Origin of the sequence: Arsenicicoccus dermatophilus (assembly GCF_046267915.1) — a bacterium.
In the GTDB taxonomy this organism is placed as follows: Bacteria; Actinomycetota; Actinomycetes; order Actinomycetales; family Dermatophilaceae; genus Arsenicicoccus; species Arsenicicoccus dermatophilus_A.
This window is the reverse complement of sequence record NZ_CP176520.1, coordinates 1,098,935-1,121,898: the sequence shown is the minus strand read 5'-3', so window position 1 is coordinate 1,121,898 and position 22,964 is coordinate 1,098,935. Positions and strand designations below refer to the sequence as shown.

The following is a 22,964-nucleotide window of genomic DNA, read 5'->3' as shown; positions in this document are numbered from 1 at the left end:
GGTCAGCAGGTCTGGGCGAGCCGTGGCTCGGTCAGTGCTCGTCGGCGACGGCCGCACCGAAGTAGGACGCGGCGAGCATGACGAAGACGTAGGCCTGGATGGCCTGGATCAGCAGCTCCAGCAGCTGCATCAGGAAGCCGAGGCCGAAGGCGCCCAGCGACGCGGCCATCAGGCCCGGGTTGCCCGACAGGAGCATGTAGGCGCCGCCGAGGATGAAGACACCCATCAGGATGTGGCCGGCCAGCATGTTGCCGAACAGACGCAGGGTGAGGGTGAGCGGGCGGGTGATGAAGAAGGTCATCAGCTCGAGCAGCAGGATGACCGGCGCCAGCACCACCGGGATCCCCTTGGGGACCATCGACGAGAAGTAGCCGCCGAGGCCGTGCTTCTTGATGCCGGCGTAGTGGTAGCCGAGGTAGACGATGGCCACCAGCGGCAGCACCATGCCGATCCGCGACATCGTCGGGAAGTTGGTGAACGGCGTCGAGCCGAACCAGTTGTTGACCAGGATGTAGAGGAACAGCGCGAACAGCACCGGGGTGAACCGTTTGAAGTCGTGGGACCCGATCATGTCGCGGGAGACGCCGTTGCGGATGAAGTCGTAGACGTTCTCCAGGAACCACTGGCGCTTCGTCGGGACCACCGAGACCCGGCTCGTGGCCCACAGCAGCCAGCCGACGATGAGCACCAGCGACAGCAGCGCCAGCAGCATAGGTCGGGTGAACCAGTCACCGATCAGCGGGACGTAGAAGTCGTCGGGGCTGGGCGGGACGAAGCCCTTGTCCTCGGATGCCGGGAGGCTGCTCAGGGCAGGCCACGCGGTGACGATCACGGTGTCTCCTCGTTGAAGCAGTGCTGGACGGTGCGAGAGCGGACGGTGTCCGGCTTGTGTCGACTCATCGCAGTCAGGCCCTACCGTACCGGACCCAGACGACGTACAGAGACAGCAGGAAGCCCAGCACCAGACCGGTCGGGAGGCAGAAGCCGGTCCCCCACCAACGGTCCAGGCCGTGGCCGATCAGACCGAACGTCGCAGGGCCTGCGAGCAGGTAGGCCGTGACGTCGGTGGCGGCGGAGTGGGCCAGGGCGTCCTGGGTCCGCCCGGAGCGCTCGTCGCGCAGCTTCTCCGGACGGGAACGGCGGGGGGACCCGGTCCCGCCGGGGGTCGCGTCAGGGCCCGGCTCCGGGCGCCCCTGACCGGTGGGCGTGCTCACGCGGCACCTCCGGGGCCGAAGACCTCGTGGCGTCCGCGCAGGTAGGACCAGGTGGCGGCGACCTGCCACGCCAGGGTGGCCCCGAAGGCCGCGAACCCGAAGGGCTCCGGGTCGACCAGGGCCTCGGCGTCGAGCCGCCACAGGACCCCGAACAGCAGCAGCATGAGAGTGGCGTAGGCCACGAGCGCCAGCACCGGCAGCAGCGGACCCGCCCCTCGGGTCAGGGCGGTGATGACGCTCACACCCGCACTGAGGAAGGCGGTCGCCACCAGCGACCCGGCGGCACCGCTGAGGGCCCCTCGCTCCCCGCGGGTGACCCCTGCGGCGGCTGCGGCCACAAGAGTGACGGCGAGCCCCGCCAGGGCGGCGGACCGGAGCATGCCGGACACGACGTCCGGGCTCGCGGGGGGTCGCCGATCGGGCACGGATGGCTCCTCGGGTCAGGCTGCGGGACGGGTGGGCGCAGGCTCCGGCCGGCGCTGCGGTGCGTGCGGGGTCCGACGGGGCACGACAGTGTGCACGACTGTCCCCACCTGCTTGTGAACGCTATCACAAGGTCCGTCGGCGGGGCGAGCCCGACCTGCGGAAGGTGAGCCGGCTGGCGATCAGCAGGGCGGCGACCACGCTGACCAGCGGCACCCAGCCGTCGAGCATGGCGACCGCCAGCATCCCCACGGACACGATGGCGGCCCACAGGTAGAGCAGGAGAACCGCCCGGGGGTGGGTGTGGCCCGCCCGCAGCATCCGGTGGTGCAGGTGGTGGGCGTCCGGGCGCCAGGGCTGCACGCCCGCCCGGGTCCGCCGGACCACGGCAAGAACCATGTCGAGCAGCGGCAACGACAGGATCGCGAGCGGCAGCAGCAGCGGCATCCAGCCCATGACCTGGTTGCCGCGGCCCGGACCCACGCTCACCTGCGTGGGGTCCAGGGAGGTGATGGAGATCGTGGCGGCGGACAGCAGCAGCCCGAGCAGCAGCGCCCCGCTGTCGCCCATGAACAGCCGGGCCGGGTGGAAGTTGTGCGGCAGGAAGCCCGCGCAGCACCCGGCCAGCGCCGCCGAGATCAGCGTCGCCGACGAGAACGCGTTGGGCGGGTTGTAGGCCATCGACACGACGTAGGAGTACGCGAAGAAGGTGAACGCCGCGATCCCGACGATGCCGGCGGCCAGCCCGTCCAGCCCGTCGACGAAGTTCACGGCGTTGGTGGTGACCACCACGATCAAGATCGTCAGGGCGAACATCACGGCGATCGGGAACACCGTCTGTCCGCCGAGGAAGGGGAAGGACTGCAGCTGCATGCCCTGATAGGCCATGATCCCGGCGGCCAGGATCTGCCCCGCCAGCTTGGTCAACCAGTCGAGCTCGCGGACGTCGTCCACAGCTCCCACCAGGCACACCAGGACCGCGCCGACGACCACGCCGGTGAGCCGACCGTCGGTGAAGACGCTGTCGGTGGGCGGCTGCCCCTCGACATACCCGCCGAGGAAGGGCAGGCGCCAGGCCACGAGCACGGCACCGAGGAAGCCCAGCAGGATGGCCACCCCACCCATCCGCGGGATGGGGACCACGTGCACGTCACGGTCGCGGACCGCGGTGACCGCCCCGGCGCGGACGGCGAGCCAGCGTGCGAGAGGTGTCATCAGGAAGGTGATCGCCGCAGCGACCACCATGACCAGGAGGTACTCACGCACGCCGGCTCGGCCTCCTCAGGGGTCAGCGCGGGTAGGCCGGGAAGCGGGTGACCAGCTCGTCCACGGCGGCCCGGACCTCGCGGGCCACGGGGTGCCCGGGGTCGCCGTCGGTCGCGGTGACCGCACGGTGGATCAGCTCGGCGACGGTGTCCATCTCGGCCAGGCCCATGCCCTGCGTCGTCAGGCACGGGGTGCCGACGCGGATGCCGGAGGCGACGTTGGCCTTCTGCGGGTCGAAGGGGATGGCGTTCTTGTTGAGCACGATCCCGGCCGCGTCGCAGCGCAGCTCCGCGTCGGCGCCCGTGACCCCCACCGGCTGCAGGTCGAGCAGCGCCAGGTGGGTGTCGGTGCCGCCCGTCGTGGGGCGCAGGCCGCGCTCGGCCAGACCCTCGGTGAGGCGCCGGGCGTTGGCGATGACGTCCTTGGCGTACTGCTGGTAGTCCGCCGACAGGCACTCCTTGAAGTTCACGGCCTTGGCCGCGATGGTGTGCATCTGCGGGCCGCCCTGCATCATCGGGAAGACCGCCTTGTCGAGCTTGGCGGCGTGCTCCTCCTTGCACACGAGTGCGCCCGAGCGGGGACCGCGCAGCACCTTGTGCGTGGTGAAGGTCACGACGTCGGCATGGGGCACCGGCGAGGGGATCGCCTTGCCCGCGACCAGGCCGATGAAGTGGGCGGCGTCCACCCAGAAGATCGCGCCGACCTCGTCCGCGATCTCGCGGAAGGCCTGGAAGTCGATGAGGCGCGGGATCGCCGAGCCACCCGCGAGGATGACCTTGGGGCGACGCTCCCGGGCCAGGTCCCGCACCTGGTCGTAGTCGATGTCCTCGGTCTCCTTGTCGACGCCGTAGTGCACGACGTCGAACCACTTGCCGGAGAAGGACACCTTGGCGCCGTGCGTCAGGTGGCCCCCGTGCGGCAGCGACATCGCCAGCACCGTGTCCCCGGGCCGGCAGAAGGCGCCGTAGACCGCCTGGTTGGCGCTCGCGCCCGAGTGCGGCTGCACGTTGGCGTGGTCGGCGCCGAAGAGCTCCTTGGCCCGGTCGATCGCGATCTGCTCGGCCTTGTCGACCTCGGCGCACCCGCCGTAGTAACGACGCCCCGGGTAGCCCTCGGCGTACTTGTTGGACAGGGTCGAGCCCAGCGCCGTCAGCACGGCCGGGCTCGAGAGGTTCTCGCTCGCGATGAGCTGCAGCCCGCTGCGGATGCGGGTGAGCTCGGACTGCAGGACGCCGGCGATGTCCGGGTCGAAGGCCTCCAGCGCGGCGTAGTCGGAGCCGTAGAACGTGGTGTCGGACATCGATGTCTCCCGAGAGGTTCGTGGGTGGTGCCGGGCCGGGCCGGGCCAGGCCAGCCTAGAGGGTCGGGTCCGCAGGCCGGACGGCGGTGGTCGGGTCCTGGAGCGCCGCGTCGGCCGAGGAATCGCGCGGGGCGTCCGTCGCCTGCGGGCCACCGCCCTGCTCGGACGGCTCCTCGTCGCCCTCCATCCGGACCTCGCCCAGCGCCTCGCGCAGCTGCTCCTCGGTCACCGCGCCGTGCCGCAGGATCCGCGGCCGGGACTGGGTGCAGTCCAGGATCGTCGACGCCTCGCCGTCCTCGCAGGCACCGCCGTCGAGGTAGACCGCGACCGCCTCGCCGAGCATCCCCTCCGCCTCCGCGCACGACAGCGCGGCCGGCAGCCCCGTCGTGTTGGCGCTGGTCACGGCCATGGGCCCGACCTGGGTCAGCAGCGCGAGGGCGGTCTCGTCGCGCGGGATCCGCAGGGCCACGGTGCCGTTGGTCTCGCCCAGGTCCCACATCAGCGAGGGCTGGGCGATGAGCACCAGCGTCAGCGCGCCGGGCCAGAAGCGCTCCATCAGGTCGCGGGCATAGGCCGGCACGTCCACGGCGAGCCCGTCGACCGTGCGCGCGTGCGGCACCAGGACCGGCGGCGGCATGTCCAGGCCCCGGCCCTTGGCCGCGAGGACCGCCCGGACCGCCTCGGGGTTGAACGCGTCACCGCCCACGCCGTACACCGTGTCGGTCGGGAGGACCACGACCTGGCCGCGGCGCACCGCCTCGGCCGCCTCCGTCAGACCTGCCTCGAGGCCCTCCGGGCTCGTGCAGTCGTAGGTCTCGCTCATGGGGCGAGCCTAACCGGCCAGGCCCTCGGTCCCTCCGGAGCGGCGTGCCGTGGTCGCCCGGGGCCGTCCGGCCAGGTCGCGGTGGTCGTGCACCTCCAGCCAGCCGCCCGTCCGCAGCGCCGCGGGCAGGGTCTGCCCCTGGCAGTCGGCGTGCTCCATGACGAGCAGTCCGCCCGGGCGCAGCAGCACCGCGGCGGTCCGGGCCACGGCCAGGGGTATGGCGAGCCCGTCCGCAGAGCCGCCGTAGAGCGCCAGCTCCGGGTCGTGGTCGCGCACCTCGGGGTCCCGGGGCACCGCGCCGACGGGGATGTAGGGCGGGTTGCTGACCACGACGTCCACACCGCCGACCAGGTCGCGCAGGGGCGCCAGGTCCGACGCCGTCCGCGGGTCGCCGGTGGCGTCGGCGTGGATCACCGTCACGTCCAGGTCCAGGGTGGTGGCGTTGTGCCGGGCCCGACGGGCGGCCGGCTCGGACAGCTCCACCGCCAGCACCCGGGCCGCGGGTCGCTCGTCGGCGACGGCCAGGGCGATCGCCCCGGAACCGGTGCCCAGGTCGACGACGACGCGGGGTGCCACCGAGGCGCCCGTGGCGGCCGCGTCGAGGGCGTCCAGCTCCCCCAGCACCAGCTCGACGGACAGCTCGGTCTCGGGTCGCGGCACGAAGGTCCCGGGACCCACCGACAGCTCCAGCCGCCGGAAGCCCGCCCGGCCGGTGAGGTGCTGCAGCGGCACCCGGGCGGCTCGGTGGGTCACCAGCTCGGCATACCGCTGATGCTGCTCGGCAGGCAGGTCCACCCCCAGCAGCATCCGGCGCTGCACCTCGCCGGGCCCGCAGCCCAGCACGTGCGCCGCCAGGTGGACGGCGTCGACGGCGGGCGAGGGCACGTCCGCCGCCCCCAGCCGGGCGGTCGCCGCGCGCACGGCGCCGCGCAGGTCAGTCACCGGTGCCCGCGACCGCGGCGAGCCGGGCGGCCTCGTCCATCGCCACGGCGGACTGCACGACCGGCTGCAGGTCCCCGTCGAGGACCTGGTCGAGGTTGTAGGACTTGTAGCCCGTGCGGTGGTCGGCGATGCGGTTCTCCGGGAAGTTGTAGGTGCGGATCCGCTCGGAGCGGTCGACCGTGCGCACCTGGGACCGGCGGGCGTCCGACGCCGCGGCGGCGGCCTCGTCACGCGCCGCCTGAAGCAGCCGCGCCCGCAGGACGCGCAGCGCGGACTCCTTGTTCTGCAGCTGGGACTTCTCGTTCTGGCAGGAGACGACCGTGCCCGTGGGCACGTGGGTGATCCGCACCGCGGAGTCGGTCGTGTTGACGCTCTGCCCGCCGGGACCGGAGGAGCGGTAGACGTCGACCTTGAGGTCGGCGTCGTGCAGCTCGACCTCGGTGACGTCCTCGACCTCGGGCATCACCAGCACGCCGGCGGCCGAGGTGTGGATCCGGCCCTGCGACTCGGTGACGGGCACCCGCTGGACCCGGTGCACCCCGCCCTCGTACTTCAGCAGCGCCCAGGGCCCCTCCCCCGGCGCCACCTGGCCGCGCGCCTTGACGGCCACCGACACGTCCTTGTAGCCGCCCAGGTCGGACTCGGTGGCGTCGATGAGCTCGGTGCGCCAGCCCCGCCGCTCGGCGTAGCGCAGGTACATCCGCAGCAGGTCGCCCGCGAACAATGCGGACTCCTCGCCCCCCTCGCCCGCCTTGACCTCCAGGATCACGTCGCGGTCGTCGTCGGGGTCGCGCGGGACGAGCAGCCGGCGCAGCCGCTCCTCGGCGGCGTCCCGCGTCGCGCGCAGGGCGGGCAGCTCCTCGGCGAAGGACGCGTCCTCCCCCGCCATCTCCTCGGCGGCACCCACGTCGTCGGCGGCCGCGCGCCAGGCGTGGAAGGCCGCCACCGTCGGGGCGATGGCGGCATACCTCGTGTTGAGCCGGCGCAGCACGGTCTGGTCGGCGTGCACGGCGGGGTCGGCCAGCCGGCGCTCCAGCTCGGCGTGCTCCTCGACGACGGCCCGGGCGGACTCGAGCATGGTTCTCCTGCCTGATCGGTGGGCGGGCGGGGTAACACGAAGGGCCGGTCCTGCCCCGCGTGTCAGCGGGAGGACCGGCCCAGGCGTAGGCGTTACTTCTGGCGCTTGCCGTAGCGCGCCTCGAAGCGGGCGACGCGACCACCGGTGTCGAGGATCTTCTGCTTGCCGGTGTAGAACGGGTGGCACTGCGAGCACACGTCGGCGCTGATCTTGCCGGAGGTCGCGGTGCTGCGGGTGGTGAACGTCGAGCCGCAGGTGCAGGTGACCTGGGTCTCGACGTACTCCGGGTGGATGTCCTTCTTCATGGTGGTCTCCCTAGGTGGTGGGCCGTGCCGGGTCGAGCAGCCGAGGACTCGGGCCGTCCTGCGACCTCCCGCACCGGCGGGGGGCTCGTGAACCGGCAACCTCTCCATTGTGCCAGAGGATGGTATGCCGGTCCTAACGCTCCCCTGCCCCGCCCACCCCGCATCCGCAGGGCCGGACGGTCAGGCGGCCGGGCATCGGCACCGCACCCGCGGCGACGACGAGGCCCCGGGCAGATCGCTCGCCCGGGGCCTCGTCCGCCGGAACCGTCAGTCCTCGGAGCCCAGCCCGCCCGTGGGGGCGGTCTGCTGGACCTGCATGAGGAACTCCATGTTGCTCTTGGTCTTCTTGAGGCGGTCCAGGAGCAGCTCCAGGCCCTGCTGGGAGTCCAGCGCCGACAGGACGCGACGCAGCTTCCACATGATCTTGAGCTCCTCGCTGCTCATGAGGATCTCCTCACGACGCGTGCCCGAGGGGTTGACGTCGACGGCGGGGAAGATACGGCGGTCGGCGAGCTGGCGGGACAGGCGCAGCTCCATGTTGCCGGTGCCCTTGAACTCCTCGAAGATCACCTCGTCCATCTTGGAGCCGGTCTCCACCAGCGCCGTCGCGAGGATGGTGAGCGACCCGCCGTGCTCGATGTTGCGGGCGGCACCGAAGAAGCGCTTGGGCGGGTAGAGCGCGGACGAGTCCACACCACCGGACAGGATGCGCCCGCTCGCGGGGGCCGCGAGGTTGTAGGCCCGCCCCAGGCGGGTGATCGAGTCGAGCAGCACCACCACGTCCTGGCCGAGCTCCACGAGCCGCTTGGCGCGCTCGATGGCGAGCTCGGCGACGGTCGTGTGGTCGGACGCCGGCCGGTCGAAGGTCGAGGCGATGACCTCGCCCTTGACGGTGCGCTGCATGTCCGTGACCTCCTCGGGGCGCTCGTCGACGAGCACGACCATGAGGTGGGCCTCGGGGTTGTTGACCGTGATGGCGTTGGCGATGGCCTGCAGGATCAAGGTCTTGCCCGCCTTGGGCGGCGAGACGATCAGACCACGCTGACCCTTGCCGATCGGCGACACCAGGTCGATGATCCGGGTCGTCAGGACGTGGGGCTCGGTCTCCAGGCGCAGCCGGTCCTGCGGGTAGAGCGGGGTCAGCTTGCTGAACTCGACCCGGTCACGCGCCTGCTCGGGCGTCTGACCGTTGACCGCGTCGACGCGCACGAGCGCCGAGAAGCGACCCTGCTTGCCGTGCTGGTGCTGGCCCGCACCGTCCTCGCCCGGGTCCTTGATGACGCCCTGGACGGCGTCGCCCTTGCGCAGGCCGTAGCGCTTGACCATCGGCAGCGTGACGTAGACGTCGCTCGGGCCGGGCAGGTAGCCGCTCGTGCGCAGGAAGGCATAGCTGTCGAGCACGTCGAGAACACCGGCCACGGGCAGCAGCACGTCCTCGTCGGAGTAGCTCACGTCCTCGCTGCGGACGTCGCCGCCCTCGCGACCACGGCGCTTGCGGTCCCGACCGCGCTGACGGCCACGACGACGGCCACCCAGCTCGTCGTCGAACCGGCTGTCCCCGCCCCGGTCGGCGCGGGTGTCGCCGCCACGGTCGCCTCGGCCGTGCTGGTCCCGGTCACCGCGCTGACGCTGGTCGCGCTGCTGGTCCGCCCGGCCCTGATCGCGGTCCCGGTCGCCGCGCTGGCGCTGGTCCCGGTCGCCACGGCCCTCGCGGCCCTGGTCGCGCTCCCCTCGCTGCTCCTGCTCCGGACGGTGGTCCCGGTCGCCGCGCTGCCCGCGCTCTCCGTCCGGCGACCCGGCCTGACGCTGCGCCTGCTCGCGCAGCTCGGCGGCGAGGTCCTGGGTGCGCCGGTCGACGTCGCCGTCACCGCCGGTGCCCGCTGCACCGGCCGGCGCGGAGGCCACCCGTCGGCCCCGACGGGTGCGCCGCTCGCCCTGGGAACGCTCGGGACCGCGCTCGTCACGACCGTCCTCGCGCTGCTCGCCCGGTCCCTGGTCGCGTCCCCGCTCGGTGCGGGCGACCCCGCGGGAGCGGTCCTCGGCCTGCGACCGGTCGGCCGCCCGCGGCTCGGTCGCCTCGGGCCGCTCGATGGCCTGGGGGCGCTCGGCGGCCTCGGCGCTGGCGCTGGTCTCGGTCCGGTCCGCGGTCGCAGACCGGTCGGACGACTCACGGGCGGCGTCGGGCGCCGCGGCGGTGGGGGCCACCGGCGCCGCCTCGGCGGCGGCGCGGCCGCCGCCCCGACGCTCCCGGATGGCGGCGACGAGATCGCTCTTGCGCATCTTGGCCGTGCCGGGGATGCCCATCTCCGCGGCCACGGCCTGGAGCTCGGGCAGACGCATCGCCGAGAGTGCGGTCGTGCGTCGCTGGGCACCACCGGATGCGGTGGTGTCGGTGTTGTCGGTCACGAAGGTTCCTTCCCCCTCGTCGTCTGCGGGGCGTCCGCGCCGCCGCAGGAGCTAGCGCCGAGACGGTGGCTCGGCTCTGGTCCCTTCCAGGCCCCGCCGTCCATCGCCAGGGGCGAGGGTGAACGGGAGCCGGTCCGAGCGCAAGGGGGCGCGTCGGTGGATGGGTGCATCTGGGGCTGATCGTGTCGCCACCCGCGGGGCACCTCTCGTCGACAGCAGGGTGTCGGCACGGGGATCGGCGTCACGTCTCCGGATCGTCGGTCCGCCGGGGAGGGACTCCCCGGTCCGACCACAGGTCCGGTTCTGGTGCTCGATGCACGGTCAGGCTATCACCGGTGTCGACACGGGGTGGGAACCGCGTCCGCACGGCCTGGTGCGGGCCGGCTTCGCGAGCCGTCGTCAGGCCGGCAGCGGGCGGGCGACGACCCCTTCCGTCGCCAGCCCCGGAAGCAGCCGCAGCCACCCCTCGGCAAGCGGGAACGACTGGACGGCAGGGAGATTCGTCGCCGTCGTCAGCACCAGCACCGTCGGGCCCGCCCCGGAGACGACGGCGGCGTGACCGGCCGCGCGCAGCCGGTCGACCAGCGTCATCGTCGCCGGGTAGTCGGCGCGTCGCTGCTCCTGGTGCAGCCGGTCCTGGGTCGCGGGCAGCAGCAGCTGCGGACGTCGGGTGAGCGCCTCGACGAGCAAGGCGGCCCGGCCGGCGTTGGCCGCGGCGTCCCCGTGGGCGACCTGCGCGGGCAGGGCGGCGCGGGCGGTGGCCGTGGACAGGGCCGTGTCCGGCACCAGCACCACGGGCACGACGTCCGGGTGCACGTGGAGGCGCACGGTGCGGACCCTGGGCGCGACCTCGGCGCGCGCGGGCTTGTCGACGGCCCGGCTGCCTGACTGCTCCCCGACGTCCTCGGCCTGCTCGGTCCAGGACAGCGTCATACCGCCGAAGACCGACGCGGAGGAGTTGTCCGGATGCCCCTCCCGGGCACCGGCCAGGTCGTTGACCAGGTCCCGGTCGAGCGGTCCGACGAGGGCGGACGCCGCGGCGTAGCCCGCGACGGCGGCCGCCGCCGAGGAGCCGAGACCGCGCGAGTGCGGGACCACGTTGCGGCAGACGACCTTCAGACCGGCGGGCGGCTCGACGCCGAGCCGGTGCAGAGCCTCGAGCAGGCAGGCCACGACCAGGTGCGAGGCGTCGCGCGGGACCTCCTCGGCCCCCTCCCCCACCACCTCGACGACGAGTCGGTCGCCGGTGACCTGGACCGCCACGGTGTCACGCAGCTCCAGGGCCAGCCCGAGGGTGTCGAAGCCCGGCCCGAGGTTGGCCGAGCTGGCCGGCACCTCGACCCGCACCCCTGTCCCGGGAACCAGCCGGCGCGGCACCGCTCAGCCCTCGAGGCCGAGCGCCGCGGCCACCGAGACCGCGTCGACCGGCACGGACACGGGCGTGATCTCGTCGCCGGCGGCGGTCCGCAGCGCCCACTGCGGATCCTTGAGGCCGTGCCCGGTGACGGTGCAGACGATGCGTGCGCCGCGCGGCACCAGCCCGGCCTCGGCGCTGCGGAGCAGGCCCGCGACCGACGCCGCGGACCCGGGCTCGACGAAGACGCCCTCCCGCGAGGACAGGATCCGGTGCGCCTCCAGGATCTGCGCGTCGGTCACCGCGTCGACGAGCCCGCCCGAGTCGTCCCGCGCCTGCTCGGCCTGCTGCCAGGAGGCCGGGTTGCCGATCCGGATCGCCGTGGCCACGGTCTCGGGGTGGTCGATCGGGTGACCCTTGACGATCGGGGCGGCCCCCGCGGCCTGGAAGCCCCACATCCGCGGCAGCTGCGTGGCGACGGGCGCGAGTCCTGCCGTCTCCTCGGCATACTCGCGATAGCCGCGCCAGCAGGCCGTGATGTTGCCCGCGTTGCCGACGGGCAGGCAGTGGATGTCGGGGGCGTCGCCGAGCGCGTCGACGACCTCGAAGGCCGCGGTCTTCTGCCCCTCGATGCGGGCGGGGTTGACCGAGTTCACCAGCTCCACGGGATAGGCCTCGGCGAGCTTGCGGGCCACGGTCAGGCAGTCGTCGAAGTTGCCGTCGACCTGCAGCAGCGTGGCGCCGTGGGCGACGGCCTGGGAGAGCTTGCCCATCGCGATCTTGCCCTCGGGCACGAGGACCGCACAGGTCATCCCGGCCTTGGTGGCGTAGGCCGCGGCGCTCGCGGAGGTGTTGCCGGTGGAGGCGCAGATGACCGCCCGCGCCCCGGACCGCGCGGCCACGGACATCGCCGTGGTCATGCCGCGGTCCTTGAACGAGCCGGTGGGGTTGAGCCCCTCGTACTTGAGGTGGACCTCGGCGCCGACCAGCTCGGACAGGTGCTTCGCGGGGATCAGCGGGGTGCCGCCCTCCCGCAGGGTCACGGTGGGCGCACCCGCCAGCATCGGCAGCCGCTCGCGGTACTCCTCGATCACCCCACGCCACTGGTGGACCATGGTCACTCTCCCTCGACTCGCATCACGGACGACACCTCGCGCACCTGTGCCAGCCCCGCCAGGGCCTCGACCGTGGCCGCGAGCGCCGCGTCCGGCGCCGCGTGCGTCACCACGACGAGCTCGGCCCGCTCCTCCGCGCGGTGCTCGTCGTCGGCGCGCGCGGTCTGGCGGACGGTCTCGATGGACACCTGGTTGCGGGCGAACTCCGTGGCCACGGCGGCGAGCACGCCCGGCTCGTCGGCCACGTCCAGGCTGATGAAGTAACGCGTCCGCGCCTCGCCCATGGGCAGGGGCGGCAGGTCGGCATAGGTCGACTCGCCCGGTCCGCGCCCGCCGCCGACGCGGTGACGGGCGACGGCGACCACGTCGCCGAGGACGGCCGAGGCGGTCGGGTCGCCGCCTGCGCCGCGGCCGTAGAACATCAGCTCGCCGGCGGACCGCGCCTCGACGAAGACCGCGTTGAAGGCCTCGCGGACGCCCGCGAGCGGGTGGCTCAGCGGGATCATCGCCGGGTGCACCCGGACCGAGATGCCGGTCCGGTCGGTGCCGGTCGCCGGGTCGGCGTCGACCCGCTCGCAGATCGCGAGCAGCTTGACGACGCAGCCCATCGCCTCGGCCGCGGCGATGTCGGCCGCGCTCACCTCGGTGATGCCCTCGCGGTGGACGTCGCGGGCGCTCACCCGGGAGTGGAAGGCCAGCGACGCGAGGATGGCGGCCTTGGCGGCGGCGTCGAAGCCCTCGACGTCGGCGGTCGGGTCGGCCTCGGCGTAGCCCAGCGCCTGAGCGGCCTCGACGGCCTCCCCGAAGCCCTGGCCGGTGGTGTGCATCTTGTCGAGCACGTAGTTGGTGGTGCCGTTGACGATCCCGAGGACCTTGCGGACGTCGTCGCCCGCGAGGGACTCCCGCAGCGGGCGCAGCAGCGGTATGGCGCCCGCGACCGAGGCCTCGTGGTAGAGGTCCACCCCGGCCGCCTCGGCCGCGGCATACAGCTCCGGTCCCCGCTCGGCCAGCAGCGCCTTGTTGGCGGTGACCACGGACGCGCCGTGCTCGAAGGCGCGCAGGATCAGGCTGCGGGCCGGCTCGATGCCGCCGATGACCTCGACGACCACGTCGGCGCGGGTGACGAGCTCCTCGGCGTCGGTGGTGAGCAGCGCCGGGTCGACGCCCGCCTCGGAGCGGTCCCGGCCGAGCCGCCGCACGGCGACGCCGACCAGCTCGAGCGGGGTGCCCACGCGGGCGGCGAAGTCGTCGGCCTGCTCCTGCATCAGCCGGGCCACCGAGGACCCGACCACGCCGCACCCGAGCAGCGCCACGCGGATCGGCCGGTGCTTGTCGCTGTCGTCCACGCGTGCTGCTCCTCGTTCCCTGGTCGGCCGGACCGGGACCCACGTATGCCGACCCCCGGTCACCCTCAGTGTGGGTCGCCGTCCGGGGTCGCCCGCGGCCGTGTCCGGCATCCGGGACCCGTCCGTCTCGCGGAGGTGGGGCGACTCAGGCTTCGTCCACGTCCAGCGCGAGCAGGTCCTCCACGGTCTCCCGCCGCACGACCAGCCGGGCCCGGCCGTCGCGCACGGCGACGACCGGCGGGCGCGGGGTGTGGTTGTACTGGCTCGCCATGGCCCGGCAGTAGGCCCCCGTGCCGGGCACCGCGATCAGGTCACCGGGGCGCACGTCGGCGGGGAGGTACTCGTCGCGGACGATCACGTCGCCGCTCTCGCAGTGCCGCCCCACCACCCGGGAGACCGCGGGGTGGGCGTCGGAGCGGCGGTTCGCCAGGGTGCACGAGTAGTCCGCGCCGTACAGCGCCGTGCGGATGTTGTCGCTCATCCCGCCGTCGACGGCGACGTACAGCCGGCTCGCGGCGCGGTCGACCTGCACCCGCTTGACGGTGCCGACCTCGTAGAGCGTGAACGTCGACGGACCCGCGACCGCCCGGCCCGGCTCGATGGACACGCGCGGCGGCTCGACCTCGAGGCCGCGGCACTCGCGGGCCACGATCTCGGCCATCTGCGCGGCCAGGTCGGCGGGGGTCATCGGGTCGTGCGCGGTGGTGTAGGCGATGCCGAAGCCGCCGCCCAGGTCGATCTCCGGCATGGCCAGGCCCAGCTCGTCGCGGACCCGGGCGTGCAGCCCCAGCACCCGACGGGCGCTCAGCTCGAAGCCGCTCGTCTCGAAGATCTGCGACCCGATGTGGCTGTGCAGCCCCAGGAGTCGCAGCCCGGGCCGCGCGACGATCCGCTCGCACGCCGCGAAGGCCTCCCCCGTCGACAACGAGAAGCCGAACTTCTGGTCCTCGTGCGCCGTCGCGATGAACTCGTGGGTGTGCGCCTCGACGCCCGCGGTGACCCGCACCATGACCCCGACCTCGACGCCGCGCTCGCGGGCGATCGCCGACACCCGGTCGATCTCGGTGTGGCTGTCGACGACGATCCGTCCGACGCCCACCTCGACCGCGCGTTCCAGCTCGGCCATGCTCTTGTTGTTGCCGTGCAGGCCGATCCGCGCCGCCGGCATACCGCCGCGCAGCGCCGTCTCCAGCTCGCCGCCGGAGCACACGTCCAGGTGCAGGCCCTCCTCGGCCATCCACCGGGCGACCGCCGTGCACAGGAAGGCCTTGCCGGCGTAGTAGACGTCCGCGCCGCCGCAGACCTCGGCGAAGGCCACGTCGTAGGCCTCGCGGAAGTCGCGCGCCCGCGCCCGGAAGTCCGTCTCGTCGACGACATAGGCCGCCGTCCCGAACTCCGCCGCGATCGCGGTCACCGGCACGTCCGCCACGGTGAGCACGCCCTCGTCGTCCTTGCGGACCGTCCGGGCCCACAGCCCGGGCTCCAGCGCGTTGACGTCGGCCGGCCAGGGCAACCACTCGGGGGCGGCGGAGTATCCGGGGGCGTGCAGGGCACCGGCCTCGTGGGCGTGCATCGATCAGAACCTCTCGCTGGGTGGCAGTCCGGCGGCGCGCAGGGCGCTCGCCAGGGTGGCACGCGCGGCTATGACCAGCCTGGGGTCGTGGCGGCACAGGTCGGCGTCCTGGGTCCAGGTCACCACGGCGGAGCCGGTCGCCGCGAGCCAGTCCACCAGGTGGTGCGGCCGGTGCTCGCCGCGCAGCCGCGCCGCGACCCGGTGGGCGTCCGCCAGCAGCACCAGGACCTGGTGCGGGACCGGGTCGTATGCCGGGATCGAGGCGCCCTCGTCACCCGGGACGAGGGGGCGGCACAGGCGGGCGTGGGCGAGCACCGCGGCGTAGGCCGGGTCGTCCCGGCTCCGGCGGCGCGGGCCGGGCACGACCGGCGCGCACCCGCCCCTCACGCACGCGTCCTGCGCCCAGGTGCCGGGCAGCGCGGTCGCCATGGCGGCGAGCACCTCGTCGTGCACCGTCAGCGTCACCAGGCCGGGGGGCCGGGCGTGGGCGGTGACCCCGGGGCGCGAGTCGAGGGCGACCGCGAGCCGCCCCGCGAGCTCCGCGGCCTGCGGCCCGCCCCGGGCGAGCCGCACCGCGGCCGAGGTCACCCAGTCCCCCGGCGCCGGCGGCCGGCAGCGCTCCAGCGACGCCCGGGCGGGCAGGCCGAGCCCGGCGAGCGCCGCCGTGAGCAGCGCGTCCGGACCGGTCACACCCGCCCCGACGCCGCCAGGATGCCCACCATGGCGAGCAGCTCGTCCGGCTCGAAGGGCTTGGCGATGAAGCCGTCCACCTCGGCCTGCTCGGCCTGCTGCCGGTGGTGCGGCTGGACCGACGCGGTCACCATGACGATCGGGATGTCGGCCAGGGCCGGGTCGGCCCGGATCATGCCGACCGTCCACCAGCCGTCGCGGCGGGGCATGAGGGCGTCCACGGTGACCACGTCCGGGCGAGGCATCTCGGGGTCGCGCAGGATGGCGAGCGCCTCGACCCCGTCCCCTGCCTCGATGACGTCATAGCCCTCGAGCTCCAGGTTGAGGCGGATGAGGGTGCGGATCTGCTCGGCGTCGTCGCACACCAGGACGGTGGCGGTGGACTCACCTGCTGCGCGGGGCCATTCCATGTTTGGCAGCCTAGGCTGGTAGTGTCATGCTCCGCAGCCTGCGGCTGGGACTTTCTGGTCCTGGACGTCTGCGACCCTGCCCCCATAGCTCAGGGGATAGAGCACCGCCCTCCGGAGGCGGGTGCGTAGGTTCGAATCCTACTGGGGGCGCCACCCGAAAGGGCCTCTGACCTGCGAGAACAGGTCAGAGGCCCTTTCTGCGTGCAACCTGCGTGCGACCACACACCAGCCACGCACGAGAGGTGCCACCATGCCTACCGCCCTGTCGGACCCCACGGACTACATCGTCGAGACCCTGGCGGCGACCGCCACGCGCTACGCCGAGTTGTCGCGCAAGCTCAACGACCCGATGAGCCCCGAGACCCGTGAAGCCGTCATGGCCCACTGGTCCGATGTGCAGCTGGCCACGCACCACCTCGCGGCCCTGCTCCTGACCCAGGAGCACGTCGATCTGCCAGGCGAGCTGACCCGCCGCTGAGCCCCGATGGGGTGGTGCATGCACCCCCTCACCGCACGACGCCCGCCCCCACCAGGGGACGGGCGTCGTGGCGTCACCCGGTGATCTGCTTGATGGGGATCGTGACGTGGTGGGGTGTGGCGCCGCGCATGTGGATCAGGGCCTCGCCGGCGCCGGTGTACCACTGGCCCCGCCACCGGAGCCGCTGGGTCTGGGGGTCGAAGGTGACCGGGGGGCAGATGACCCGCAGCTCCTCGCTCAGGACGAACTTGCCCTTGGCGTCCAGCGCGGTGGAGGCGTAGGTGACCTGCGCCGGGAGCATGACCGTGGCCTGCGGGTCGTCCCAGGACACTGCGTCGTTCCCGAGGTCGTCCACGTACTTGCGGCCGGTGACGAGCTCGATGCGGTCTGCGAGCCTCACAGCGCCCGCTTCCGGTAGCGGTGCAGCACGGCGAGCTCGGGCAAGACCCAGCCGTCGAGCACGGCTGGACGCTCGGAGTAGTCGCCGGCGGTGTAGGCCGCGACGTGCTCGGGATTGGCGACCAGGCGCGCGGTGGCGGAGGTGATGACGGCCGCGAGCGGGGGTGCCGGGTGTCCGGCGTCGTCGAAGCCCTGGTCCCGCACGTAGGCCTGCACGAACGCCGTCACGATGGGCAGGTGCTCCCCGGCAAGGGCGAGGACGGCGGGGTCGTCGCCCTTGCCCAGGAAGCGCGCAACGGCCTCGGGGGTCGGTGCGGTCATCGTCAGCGGGTGATCCCGGTCAGGCTGACGATCGCCTCGGGGTTGAGCGGGGCGGCGTCGTAGCGGGCCACGACACGGATGCCGACCTGGTCGTAGTCGGCGTACCGCTCGGTGAGGACCTTCACGCTCGGGGCCAGGTCGCGGGCGACGGCGATCTGGGAGAAGTCCACGAGAGCGGCGCGGCCGGTGGGGGTGGTGCCGGTGGTGTTCGGGATGCGGCTGGTGACGATGACGGGGGCGCCCCAGACACGGAACACGCCGTCGGCGGTGGGGTCGGCCTGCAGCAGGTAGCGGCCGGCGGTGTCCTTGATCTTGCGCAGGGCCACGAAGTCGCCGGGGGTCATCACCCACTTGAGCGCGGTCATGGCGACGTTGGCGGACAGAGCCTTGCCCCAGGCGTCGAGCAGGTGGTCGAGGGTCAGCGCGCCACCGACCTTGACCTCCTGGGTGCCGGCGTAGGCGAACAGGCCCTTGGGGGTCGTTACGCCGTCACCGGACGCGGACAGGAGCTGGGCGTCGAGCTTGTCGGCGACGTCGCGCACGAGCCGGTCGCGGATCGCCTGGTCGAGGTTGATCACGGACTGGCGGGCGAGCTCGGCCGAGACGCGGGTGATGACCTTGACCGACTTCATGGTTGAGGGGAGCAGCTTCACCTCGTCGAAGTCGACGTCGCGCTCCGGGATCTGCTCGTTCTCCCCGGTCCAGCCGGGGTCGGTGATGGGGCCGCCGTTCTTCGGCAGGCGCAGGGGGCCGGCGGTGTCGAAGATGCGCGGGCCGGCGGCGAGGAACACGGACTGGGCGCGCAGCGGCTCGACGAGGATCGCCTTGACGTCCTCGGCGGTGAGCTCGGGGGTGGCGACGCTGCCGGCGGCGGCGGTGGTGGTCTGGGTGGCAAGGGCCATGAGGGGTCTCCTGACGAGGGGAACGGGTGGGGTGCGTTCCGGCCGCCAGGACCGCGAGCGTGGTTGAGCCTCCTGGACTCAACGCCAGCATACCCCTGGGGGGTATGCTGGCGAGGCATTGAGAGATGCATGGTGTGCGGTTGGTCGCCGCAGCGCGATGCCCCGGCCCCGGGAGGGGTGCCGGGGCATCGTCGTGTCCGGGGTCAGCGCCAGTCGTCGAAGTTGACCTCGGTGCCGGCGAGGAAGGCTTCGACGTGGTGCAGCTGGACGTTCTGCATGCGCTCGATGCCCCTGTTCGTGGTGGCGTAGACCGTCGTCCCGTCGTCCTCCGCCACGGTCCACAGAGAGTAGTCAGTTGCCTCGGGGTCGCGGCGGCGTGACTTGCTCAGGACGTATCCCCGGCGGGCGGCGATGCGGCGGACGCGGTTCTCGCGGACCTTGGTCGAGGTGGTGCTGGGAGGTGTGCCGGTCGTGGTCGTCATGTGGTCCTTCCTATGCTCTAAGTGATGCTGTGGTGCTGGGCGCGGTGCTGGAATGCTGGGACTGGTGCCAGAGGGTGTGCGGGAAGGTGTGCTGACGGGGTGGACCCCTCAGATGAGCCTTCTCACGGGGCGGATGCGCTCGGGGACCTCTGTCGGCGGGGTCGTGGTGCCCGGCGCGATGCTGCGGACGCTGGTCGCCGGGACGGCCAGCACGTCGTTCCCGTCGTCGTCGAGGAACACGACGAAGGTCCCGCGCTCCTGCCACGTCGCGGCGGTCACTGTCTGCGACGAGCGGTGGGTGGTGAGGGTGAAGGTCTTCATGGCGCTCACCCGGCCGCTCGGCGGAGCATGCCCGCGAGGTCGACGGACTGGCCGGCGTTCGTGGCGCCCTGTCCGATCGCCCCGTGCGGCCGGCGGCTGGCGAGGTGGGGCTTGCGGGCCAGGAGCTCGTCGACGGCGGCGGTGAGGGCGTCGGGGTCGGTCAGGTGGTCCTCGCTGAATGCGAGGTCGGTGGGGTCCTGGAGGCGACCGGTGGCGGCGACGAGGGCGGTGTGCAGGCGCTCGGCCAAGGTGTCGCGATCCTTGGCGCGCACGCGGGCGTCTGCGGCCTCCTGGCGCAGCTTCTCGACGTAGGCGCGCGGGAACGTCTCGGGGTCGTCCTGGGCCTCGCCGTCGGGGGTCCCGGTGGGGTCGGTGGAATCCACCCCATCGGTGGGGTGATCCTGACGCACCCCATCGGGGTGGGGTATGTCGGGCGTACCCCACCCGTGGGCGTTGCTGTCCTTGGTATCGGTGGTGGTGGTCTGGTCGGTCATGGTCAAGCTCCTGTCGTGGCGGGGATGGGGTGGCACCGGCACCCGGTGTGCCGGTGCATGGGCTGGCTGGCGGGGTAGATGTGGCCGAGGCCGAGCGGGTCGAGATGCCGCTTGGCCAGCCACTGACACAGCTCGCAGGCGCCGTCCTCGAGCTGGCGGCGGTAGCCGGTCACGTGCTGGGACCGCTTCACTGCCTCGTTGAAGGCCCCGCCGGCGGCGTCCAGGGGCTCGTTGCGGGCGAGGCGTTCCACGCGGCGCGCCACGGCGTCGTGCTGCTCGTCGGGGGTACTGGCGGTGGCGTTGGGCTCGGGGTCGCCCAGGATCGTCGTGGCGGCCTTGGTGAGACGGTCGAGGTCCCCGGCCGGGGCGGTCAGGCCCAGAACCGGGGTGGGCCGCGCCAGGTCCTGCGACAGGGTGGCAGCCAGCGACAGGTCGGCGAGGGCGACAGCGTGGGCGTTGGCGCGCGCCACTGTCGCGGCGATGGCGCGTGTCGCTTCAGGCGTCGCGACACGGCCCGCCAGCCATGCCGTGACGACCCGCAGGCATGTCGTGACCGCGCCATCGGCCAGGGCGGCAAGGGCCCTCTGGTAGGGAGTCTCGCTGCTCATCGGGCCACGACACCGCCCAGGTCGAGGCGCGCCACGGCGTCGGCGGACATGTCGCGGCGGATCGCGTCGATCTCGTCATCCGAGTAGCCGAGCCGGCGCAGGGCGGCCGACGCGGGCAGCAGGCCGGCCTGGTAGAGCTTGACCACAGCGTCCGCCTCCTGGGCGACAGAGCGGGTGGCGGGGTCGGCCCACGACACGGACGGCGACACGGTGGCGGGGTCGACACCGTTCTCGACGGCCAGGACGAGACGCGCCACGCGCTCCCACGCGCGCCCGAACACGGCCTGTCGGGCCTCGGCGCGAGCGGTCAGGGACGCCTCGCTGGCGCGCAGGGCGTCAGCACTGGCGGGCTGGTTCGTCAGGATCCCGAGGTAGTGGCTCGGCAGACCCGACACCGCCGAGGCCTGAGCAGTCAGGACGCTGACGGCGCCGGTGTAGGCGGACAGGTCGGCCGCCGGGAGTGACCCGAACCTCGTGTCGGGCGACTCCGAGACCATCATGCGGTCGGACTCTGGAAACGGGTTGACTGCCCTGCCGTCCGCGTCCTCCACCAGCTCGACGCCGGTAGCCCAGCGCCGGGGCCGGGCGTAGTACTCGCTGCCGACGAGCATGTCGGCCAGGGTCTTGTTGAGGGCGTCCACGAGGGGCAGCAGATCCGCCATCTCGGAGACCCCGCCGCCGAGGAGCCGGTCGGCGTTGTGCAGCGGGGTGACGGGCACAACGCCGACCGGGTTGTCGATCGTCTCGACGACGCGGAATCCGGCCGTGGCGCCGGCCTGCGGGGCGAGGTGGTGGCGGATCGTGTCGGCGGTGTAGACGACGGCATGGGTGCCCTGCCCGTCCTCCCACCGCTTCACGGCGGCGGTCACCTCGCGGGTGGCGGGGTCGTGCACGGTGACGACCTGACGAGCAGACTCGACCGTGACCAAAGCCTTGCCGTCCTCGCCGGCCCAGGTGAGGGCGTAGGCGCTGCCGAGGGCCAGTGCTTCACGGTGCGCGACCCCGGCGAGTTGGTCGAGATCGCAGCGGCGCCACGCATCCCAAAGCTGCGTGCAGGGCTTGCCGTCGAGGGTGAAGCCGGTCACCCGCAGCCGCTCCGCGAGCGACGTCACGGCCAGGCGGCACAGGTTCGAGCTCAGTGCGCCGAGCCGTTCCCCCAGGGCCTCGCGGGCCTCGGGCGCCAGGTAGGCGAGGGGCTGCTGGCCGGCGTAGTACCGGTCGAGCGATGCGTACCGGGCCTGGGGGGCGTCCAGGGCGGTCAGGAGCGTCGTGAGCAGATCAGTGGGCATGAGGTGTCCTCCGGTCATCGGAACGACGCCACACGGCGTCGCGGGGGCTTGCGGGTGGCGCGCCAGGTGGCGCGGGAATGGGCCATGACCAGGCACGCGGCGAGGTCGATCTTGCGGGCGTTGCGCTTGCGGTTGGGCTTGGCGAGGCGCACCCCTCGGGCGTCCTCGGTGATCACGGCTGCGGCGACGTGGGCGGCCAGGCGCGGGTCACCGGAGTGCGTCAGCTCGCCGTTGTTGGCGGCGTTCAGCAGGTCACCCGTCGCGGCAGTCAGGCGGGAGGGCGAGTGCGGGAACTCCACGACCGGCAGGCCCTCGGCCTCTAGGGCTTGGAGCGTGCGAGTCCACCGGAAGGGGTCAGCGATGATCTCCACCACCCGGTAGGTGCGGGCGGCGGCGCGGATGGTGTCCTCGACCTCGGCGATGGGCACCCGCCACGACTCGTCGTTCGTCGGCCGCTCCCACGTCGCCAGGACGTCGAAGTGCGGCCGGGTCGACACGGTGCCGAGCAGGAGTGCCGTCGTGTCGTCGCTGAACGATCCGTCGAGGGCAAGCACGACGTCGGTGCCCTCCTCGATGCCCTCGCCCGTGCTCAGGGCGTCCCACACACCAGGCGCCAGGAACGCCCCATCGGTGTCGGTGACGAACTGGCAGAGCCGGGCACGGCGGAACGTCGCCTCACGCACCTTCGGCGGCAGCAAGGCCGTCAGCGCGTCGCGGTGCAGGTAGTCGTCGAGCGCGGGGTTCGCCAGCTCCCAGCAGTGCTCGCAGTCGACCGGGTGGTGCTCGAAGCCGGCCGCGCTGAACTCCCGCCACACCTGCGTGCGGTCGTCGGGGTGCTCGGCGGCATAGACGCGCATGTCGGTCAGGACGCTGTTGTGCGGGTCCGGGCCGGGCGTCCCGATGCCGATCAACGTGGACTGGGCGCGCTTGCCCTGGGCCACGACCAGCACCTCGTACACGTCGCGGTCCACGACGCCCAGCTCGTCCACGATCGCCAGGGACGGGTCCAGGCCCTCGAGCGCCTTGGGCGAGGCGGGGAGGCACTGGAACTTGGCTCCCCGCTCGGGCACCGTGAGTTTGTCCTTGTAGACCTGCACCCGGCTCGCGAGGTCGTCGTGCAGCTCGACCATGCGCGCGGCCGTCCCGAACACGATCCCGGCCTGACGCTCGTCAACGGCCACGACGTCAACCTCGGCGCCCTCGTCGCCCAGCAGCAGGTCGTACAGGCCGAGAGCGGCCACCAGGGTCGACTTCCCCTGGCCTCGCGGCATCATCCAGCCGGCGGTGCGCGGGCGAGGGTCGGCGTCCAGGACGGAGCCGACGAGCTCGACCTGCCAGGGCCGCAGCCTCATCGGGGACCGCGCCCCGGTGCCCTTCGGCACGGTGATGAACCTTTTGCAGAAGGCCTCGAATCGCTCGGACTCC

Annotated in this window: 26 protein-coding genes and 1 tRNA gene; 2 read left to right on the top strand and 25 right to left on the bottom strand. The window is 73.0% G+C overall.

Going from position 1 to position 22,964, the window contains the following annotated elements:
* Nucleotides 1-31: 31 nt before the first annotated feature.
* The 16 genes from atpB to ACK2IS_RS05505 form a co-directional block, all read right to left on the bottom strand.
* Nucleotides 32-832, bottom strand: coding sequence for a F0F1 ATP synthase subunit A (gene atpB / locus ACK2IS_RS05580; RefSeq protein WP_409485157.1), 801 nt, complete (start codon nucleotides 830-832; stop codon nucleotides 32-34).
* 73 nt (nucleotides 833-905) lie between these two features.
* Complete coding sequence (locus ACK2IS_RS05575) at nucleotides 906-1,214, bottom strand: hypothetical protein (protein WP_409485156.1); 309 nt, start codon at nucleotides 1,212-1,214, stop codon at nucleotides 906-908.
* On the bottom strand, nucleotides 1,211-1,639 hold the full coding sequence (locus tag ACK2IS_RS05570) for a hypothetical protein (protein ID WP_409485155.1): 429 nt from the start codon (nucleotides 1,637-1,639) through the stop codon (nucleotides 1,211-1,213). The genes ACK2IS_RS05575 and ACK2IS_RS05570 overlap by 4 nt, the downstream gene beginning before the upstream one ends.
* A gap of 124 nt (nucleotides 1,640-1,763) precedes the next feature.
* Entirely contained in the window at nucleotides 1,764-2,903 is a 1,140-nt protein-coding gene (locus ACK2IS_RS05565) for a glycosyltransferase family 4 protein (protein ID WP_409485154.1), read from the bottom strand.
* Between the two features lie 22 nt (nucleotides 2,904-2,925).
* Nucleotides 2,926-4,203 carry a serine hydroxymethyltransferase gene (gene glyA, locus ACK2IS_RS05560; RefSeq protein WP_409485153.1) on the bottom strand — a complete coding sequence of 426 codons (1,278 nt, stop codon included), beginning with the start codon at nucleotides 4,201-4,203 and terminating at the stop codon, nucleotides 2,926-2,928.
* A gap of 55 nt (nucleotides 4,204-4,258) precedes the next feature.
* Entirely contained in the window at nucleotides 4,259-5,026 is a 768-nt protein-coding gene (locus ACK2IS_RS05555) for an L-threonylcarbamoyladenylate synthase (RefSeq protein WP_409485152.1), read from the bottom strand.
* 9 nt (nucleotides 5,027-5,035) lie between these two features.
* Nucleotides 5,036-5,968 (bottom strand): peptide chain release factor N(5)-glutamine methyltransferase, encoded by a 933-nt coding sequence (prmC, locus tag ACK2IS_RS05550; RefSeq protein WP_409485151.1) that lies wholly within the window; start codon nucleotides 5,966-5,968, stop codon nucleotides 5,036-5,038.
* On the bottom strand, nucleotides 5,961-7,046 hold the full coding sequence (gene prfA, locus ACK2IS_RS05545) for a peptide chain release factor 1 (RefSeq protein WP_409485150.1): 1,086 nt from the start codon (nucleotides 7,044-7,046) through the stop codon (nucleotides 5,961-5,963). The genes prmC and prfA overlap by 8 nt, the downstream gene beginning before the upstream one ends.
* Nucleotides 7,047-7,138: 92 nt before the next feature.
* Nucleotides 7,139-7,351 carry a 50S ribosomal protein L31 gene (gene rpmE / locus ACK2IS_RS05540; RefSeq protein WP_409485149.1) on the bottom strand — a complete coding sequence of 71 codons (213 nt, stop codon included), beginning with the start codon at nucleotides 7,349-7,351 and terminating at the stop codon, nucleotides 7,139-7,141.
* 267 nt (nucleotides 7,352-7,618) lie between these two features.
* Nucleotides 7,619-9,757 (bottom strand): transcription termination factor Rho, encoded by a 2,139-nt coding sequence (rho, locus tag ACK2IS_RS05535; RefSeq protein WP_409485148.1) that lies wholly within the window; start codon nucleotides 9,755-9,757, stop codon nucleotides 7,619-7,621.
* A gap of 399 nt (nucleotides 9,758-10,156) precedes the next feature.
* Nucleotides 10,157-11,134 (bottom strand): homoserine kinase, encoded by a 978-nt coding sequence (thrB, locus tag ACK2IS_RS05530; protein ID WP_409485147.1) that lies wholly within the window; start codon nucleotides 11,132-11,134, stop codon nucleotides 10,157-10,159.
* A 3-nt stretch (nucleotides 11,135-11,137) separates the two neighbouring features.
* Nucleotides 11,138-12,226 (bottom strand): threonine synthase, encoded by a 1,089-nt coding sequence (gene thrC / locus ACK2IS_RS05525; protein WP_409485146.1) that lies wholly within the window; start codon nucleotides 12,224-12,226, stop codon nucleotides 11,138-11,140.
* 2 nt (nucleotides 12,227-12,228) lie between these two features.
* Entirely contained in the window at nucleotides 12,229-13,572 is a 1,344-nt protein-coding gene (locus tag ACK2IS_RS05520) for a homoserine dehydrogenase (protein WP_409485145.1), read from the bottom strand.
* Between the two features lie 145 nt (nucleotides 13,573-13,717).
* The gene (lysA, locus tag ACK2IS_RS05515) at nucleotides 13,718-15,145 is read right to left on the bottom strand and encodes a diaminopimelate decarboxylase (protein ID WP_409485144.1); all 1,428 of its coding nucleotides are present in this window, start codon (nucleotides 15,143-15,145) and stop codon (nucleotides 13,718-13,720) included.
* Nucleotides 15,146-15,148: 3 nt separating this feature from the next.
* A complete protein-coding gene (locus tag ACK2IS_RS05510; protein ID WP_409485143.1) occupies nucleotides 15,149-15,835 on the bottom strand; it encodes a hypothetical protein in 687 nt (228 codons plus the stop codon).
* Entirely contained in the window at nucleotides 15,832-16,245 is a 414-nt protein-coding gene (locus ACK2IS_RS05505; RefSeq protein ID WP_409485142.1) for a PleD family two-component system response regulator, read from the bottom strand. Before ACK2IS_RS05505 ends, ACK2IS_RS05510 begins: the two co-directional genes overlap by 4 nt.
* A gap of 78 nt (nucleotides 16,246-16,323) precedes the next feature.
* Here ACK2IS_RS05505 and ACK2IS_RS05500 point away from each other — a divergent pair.
* Both ACK2IS_RS05500 and ACK2IS_RS05495 read left to right on the top strand, forming a co-directional pair.
* A tRNA-Arg gene (locus ACK2IS_RS05500) sits at nucleotides 16,324-16,398 on the top strand.
* Between the two features lie 97 nt (nucleotides 16,399-16,495).
* The gene (locus ACK2IS_RS05495) at nucleotides 16,496-16,723 is read left to right on the top strand and encodes a hypothetical protein (protein WP_409485141.1); all 228 of its coding nucleotides are present in this window, start codon (nucleotides 16,496-16,498) and stop codon (nucleotides 16,721-16,723) included.
* Nucleotides 16,724-16,796: 73 nt separating this feature from the next.
* Here ACK2IS_RS05495 and ACK2IS_RS05490 read toward each other — a convergent pair whose 3' ends face one another.
* The 9 genes from ACK2IS_RS05490 to ACK2IS_RS05450 form a co-directional block, all read right to left on the bottom strand.
* Nucleotides 16,797-17,123 carry a hypothetical protein gene (locus tag ACK2IS_RS05490; RefSeq protein ID WP_409485140.1) on the bottom strand — a complete coding sequence of 109 codons (327 nt, stop codon included), beginning with the start codon at nucleotides 17,121-17,123 and terminating at the stop codon, nucleotides 16,797-16,799.
* Entirely contained in the window at nucleotides 17,120-17,443 is a 324-nt protein-coding gene (locus tag ACK2IS_RS05485) for a hypothetical protein (RefSeq protein WP_409485139.1), read from the bottom strand. Before ACK2IS_RS05485 ends, ACK2IS_RS05490 begins: the two co-directional genes overlap by 4 nt.
* Before the next feature lie 2 nt (nucleotides 17,444-17,445).
* Complete coding sequence (locus ACK2IS_RS05480; RefSeq protein WP_409485138.1) at nucleotides 17,446-18,345, bottom strand: phage major capsid protein; 900 nt, start codon at nucleotides 18,343-18,345, stop codon at nucleotides 17,446-17,448.
* A gap of 203 nt (nucleotides 18,346-18,548) precedes the next feature.
* Nucleotides 18,549-18,827, bottom strand: coding sequence for a hypothetical protein (locus ACK2IS_RS05475; RefSeq protein WP_409485137.1), 279 nt, complete (start codon nucleotides 18,825-18,827; stop codon nucleotides 18,549-18,551).
* Nucleotides 18,828-18,935: 108 nt separating this feature from the next.
* Complete coding sequence (locus ACK2IS_RS05470; RefSeq protein ID WP_409485136.1) at nucleotides 18,936-19,148, bottom strand: hypothetical protein; 213 nt, start codon at nucleotides 19,146-19,148, stop codon at nucleotides 18,936-18,938.
* A gap of 5 nt (nucleotides 19,149-19,153) precedes the next feature.
* The gene (locus ACK2IS_RS05465; protein WP_409485135.1) at nucleotides 19,154-19,642 is read right to left on the bottom strand and encodes a hypothetical protein; all 489 of its coding nucleotides are present in this window, start codon (nucleotides 19,640-19,642) and stop codon (nucleotides 19,154-19,156) included.
* Between the two features lie 2 nt (nucleotides 19,643-19,644).
* Entirely contained in the window at nucleotides 19,645-20,250 is a 606-nt protein-coding gene (locus ACK2IS_RS05460) for a hypothetical protein (protein WP_409485134.1), read from the bottom strand.
* Nucleotides 20,247-21,539, bottom strand: a complete 1,293-nt coding sequence (locus ACK2IS_RS05455; protein WP_409485133.1) for a phage portal protein — start codon at nucleotides 21,537-21,539, stop codon at nucleotides 20,247-20,249. Before ACK2IS_RS05455 ends, ACK2IS_RS05460 begins: the two co-directional genes overlap by 4 nt.
* A 14-nt stretch (nucleotides 21,540-21,553) precedes the next feature.
* Complete coding sequence (locus ACK2IS_RS05450) at nucleotides 21,554-22,921, bottom strand: terminase large subunit domain-containing protein (RefSeq protein WP_409485132.1); 1,368 nt, start codon at nucleotides 22,919-22,921, stop codon at nucleotides 21,554-21,556.
* Nucleotides 22,922-22,964 lie beyond the last annotated feature (43 nt).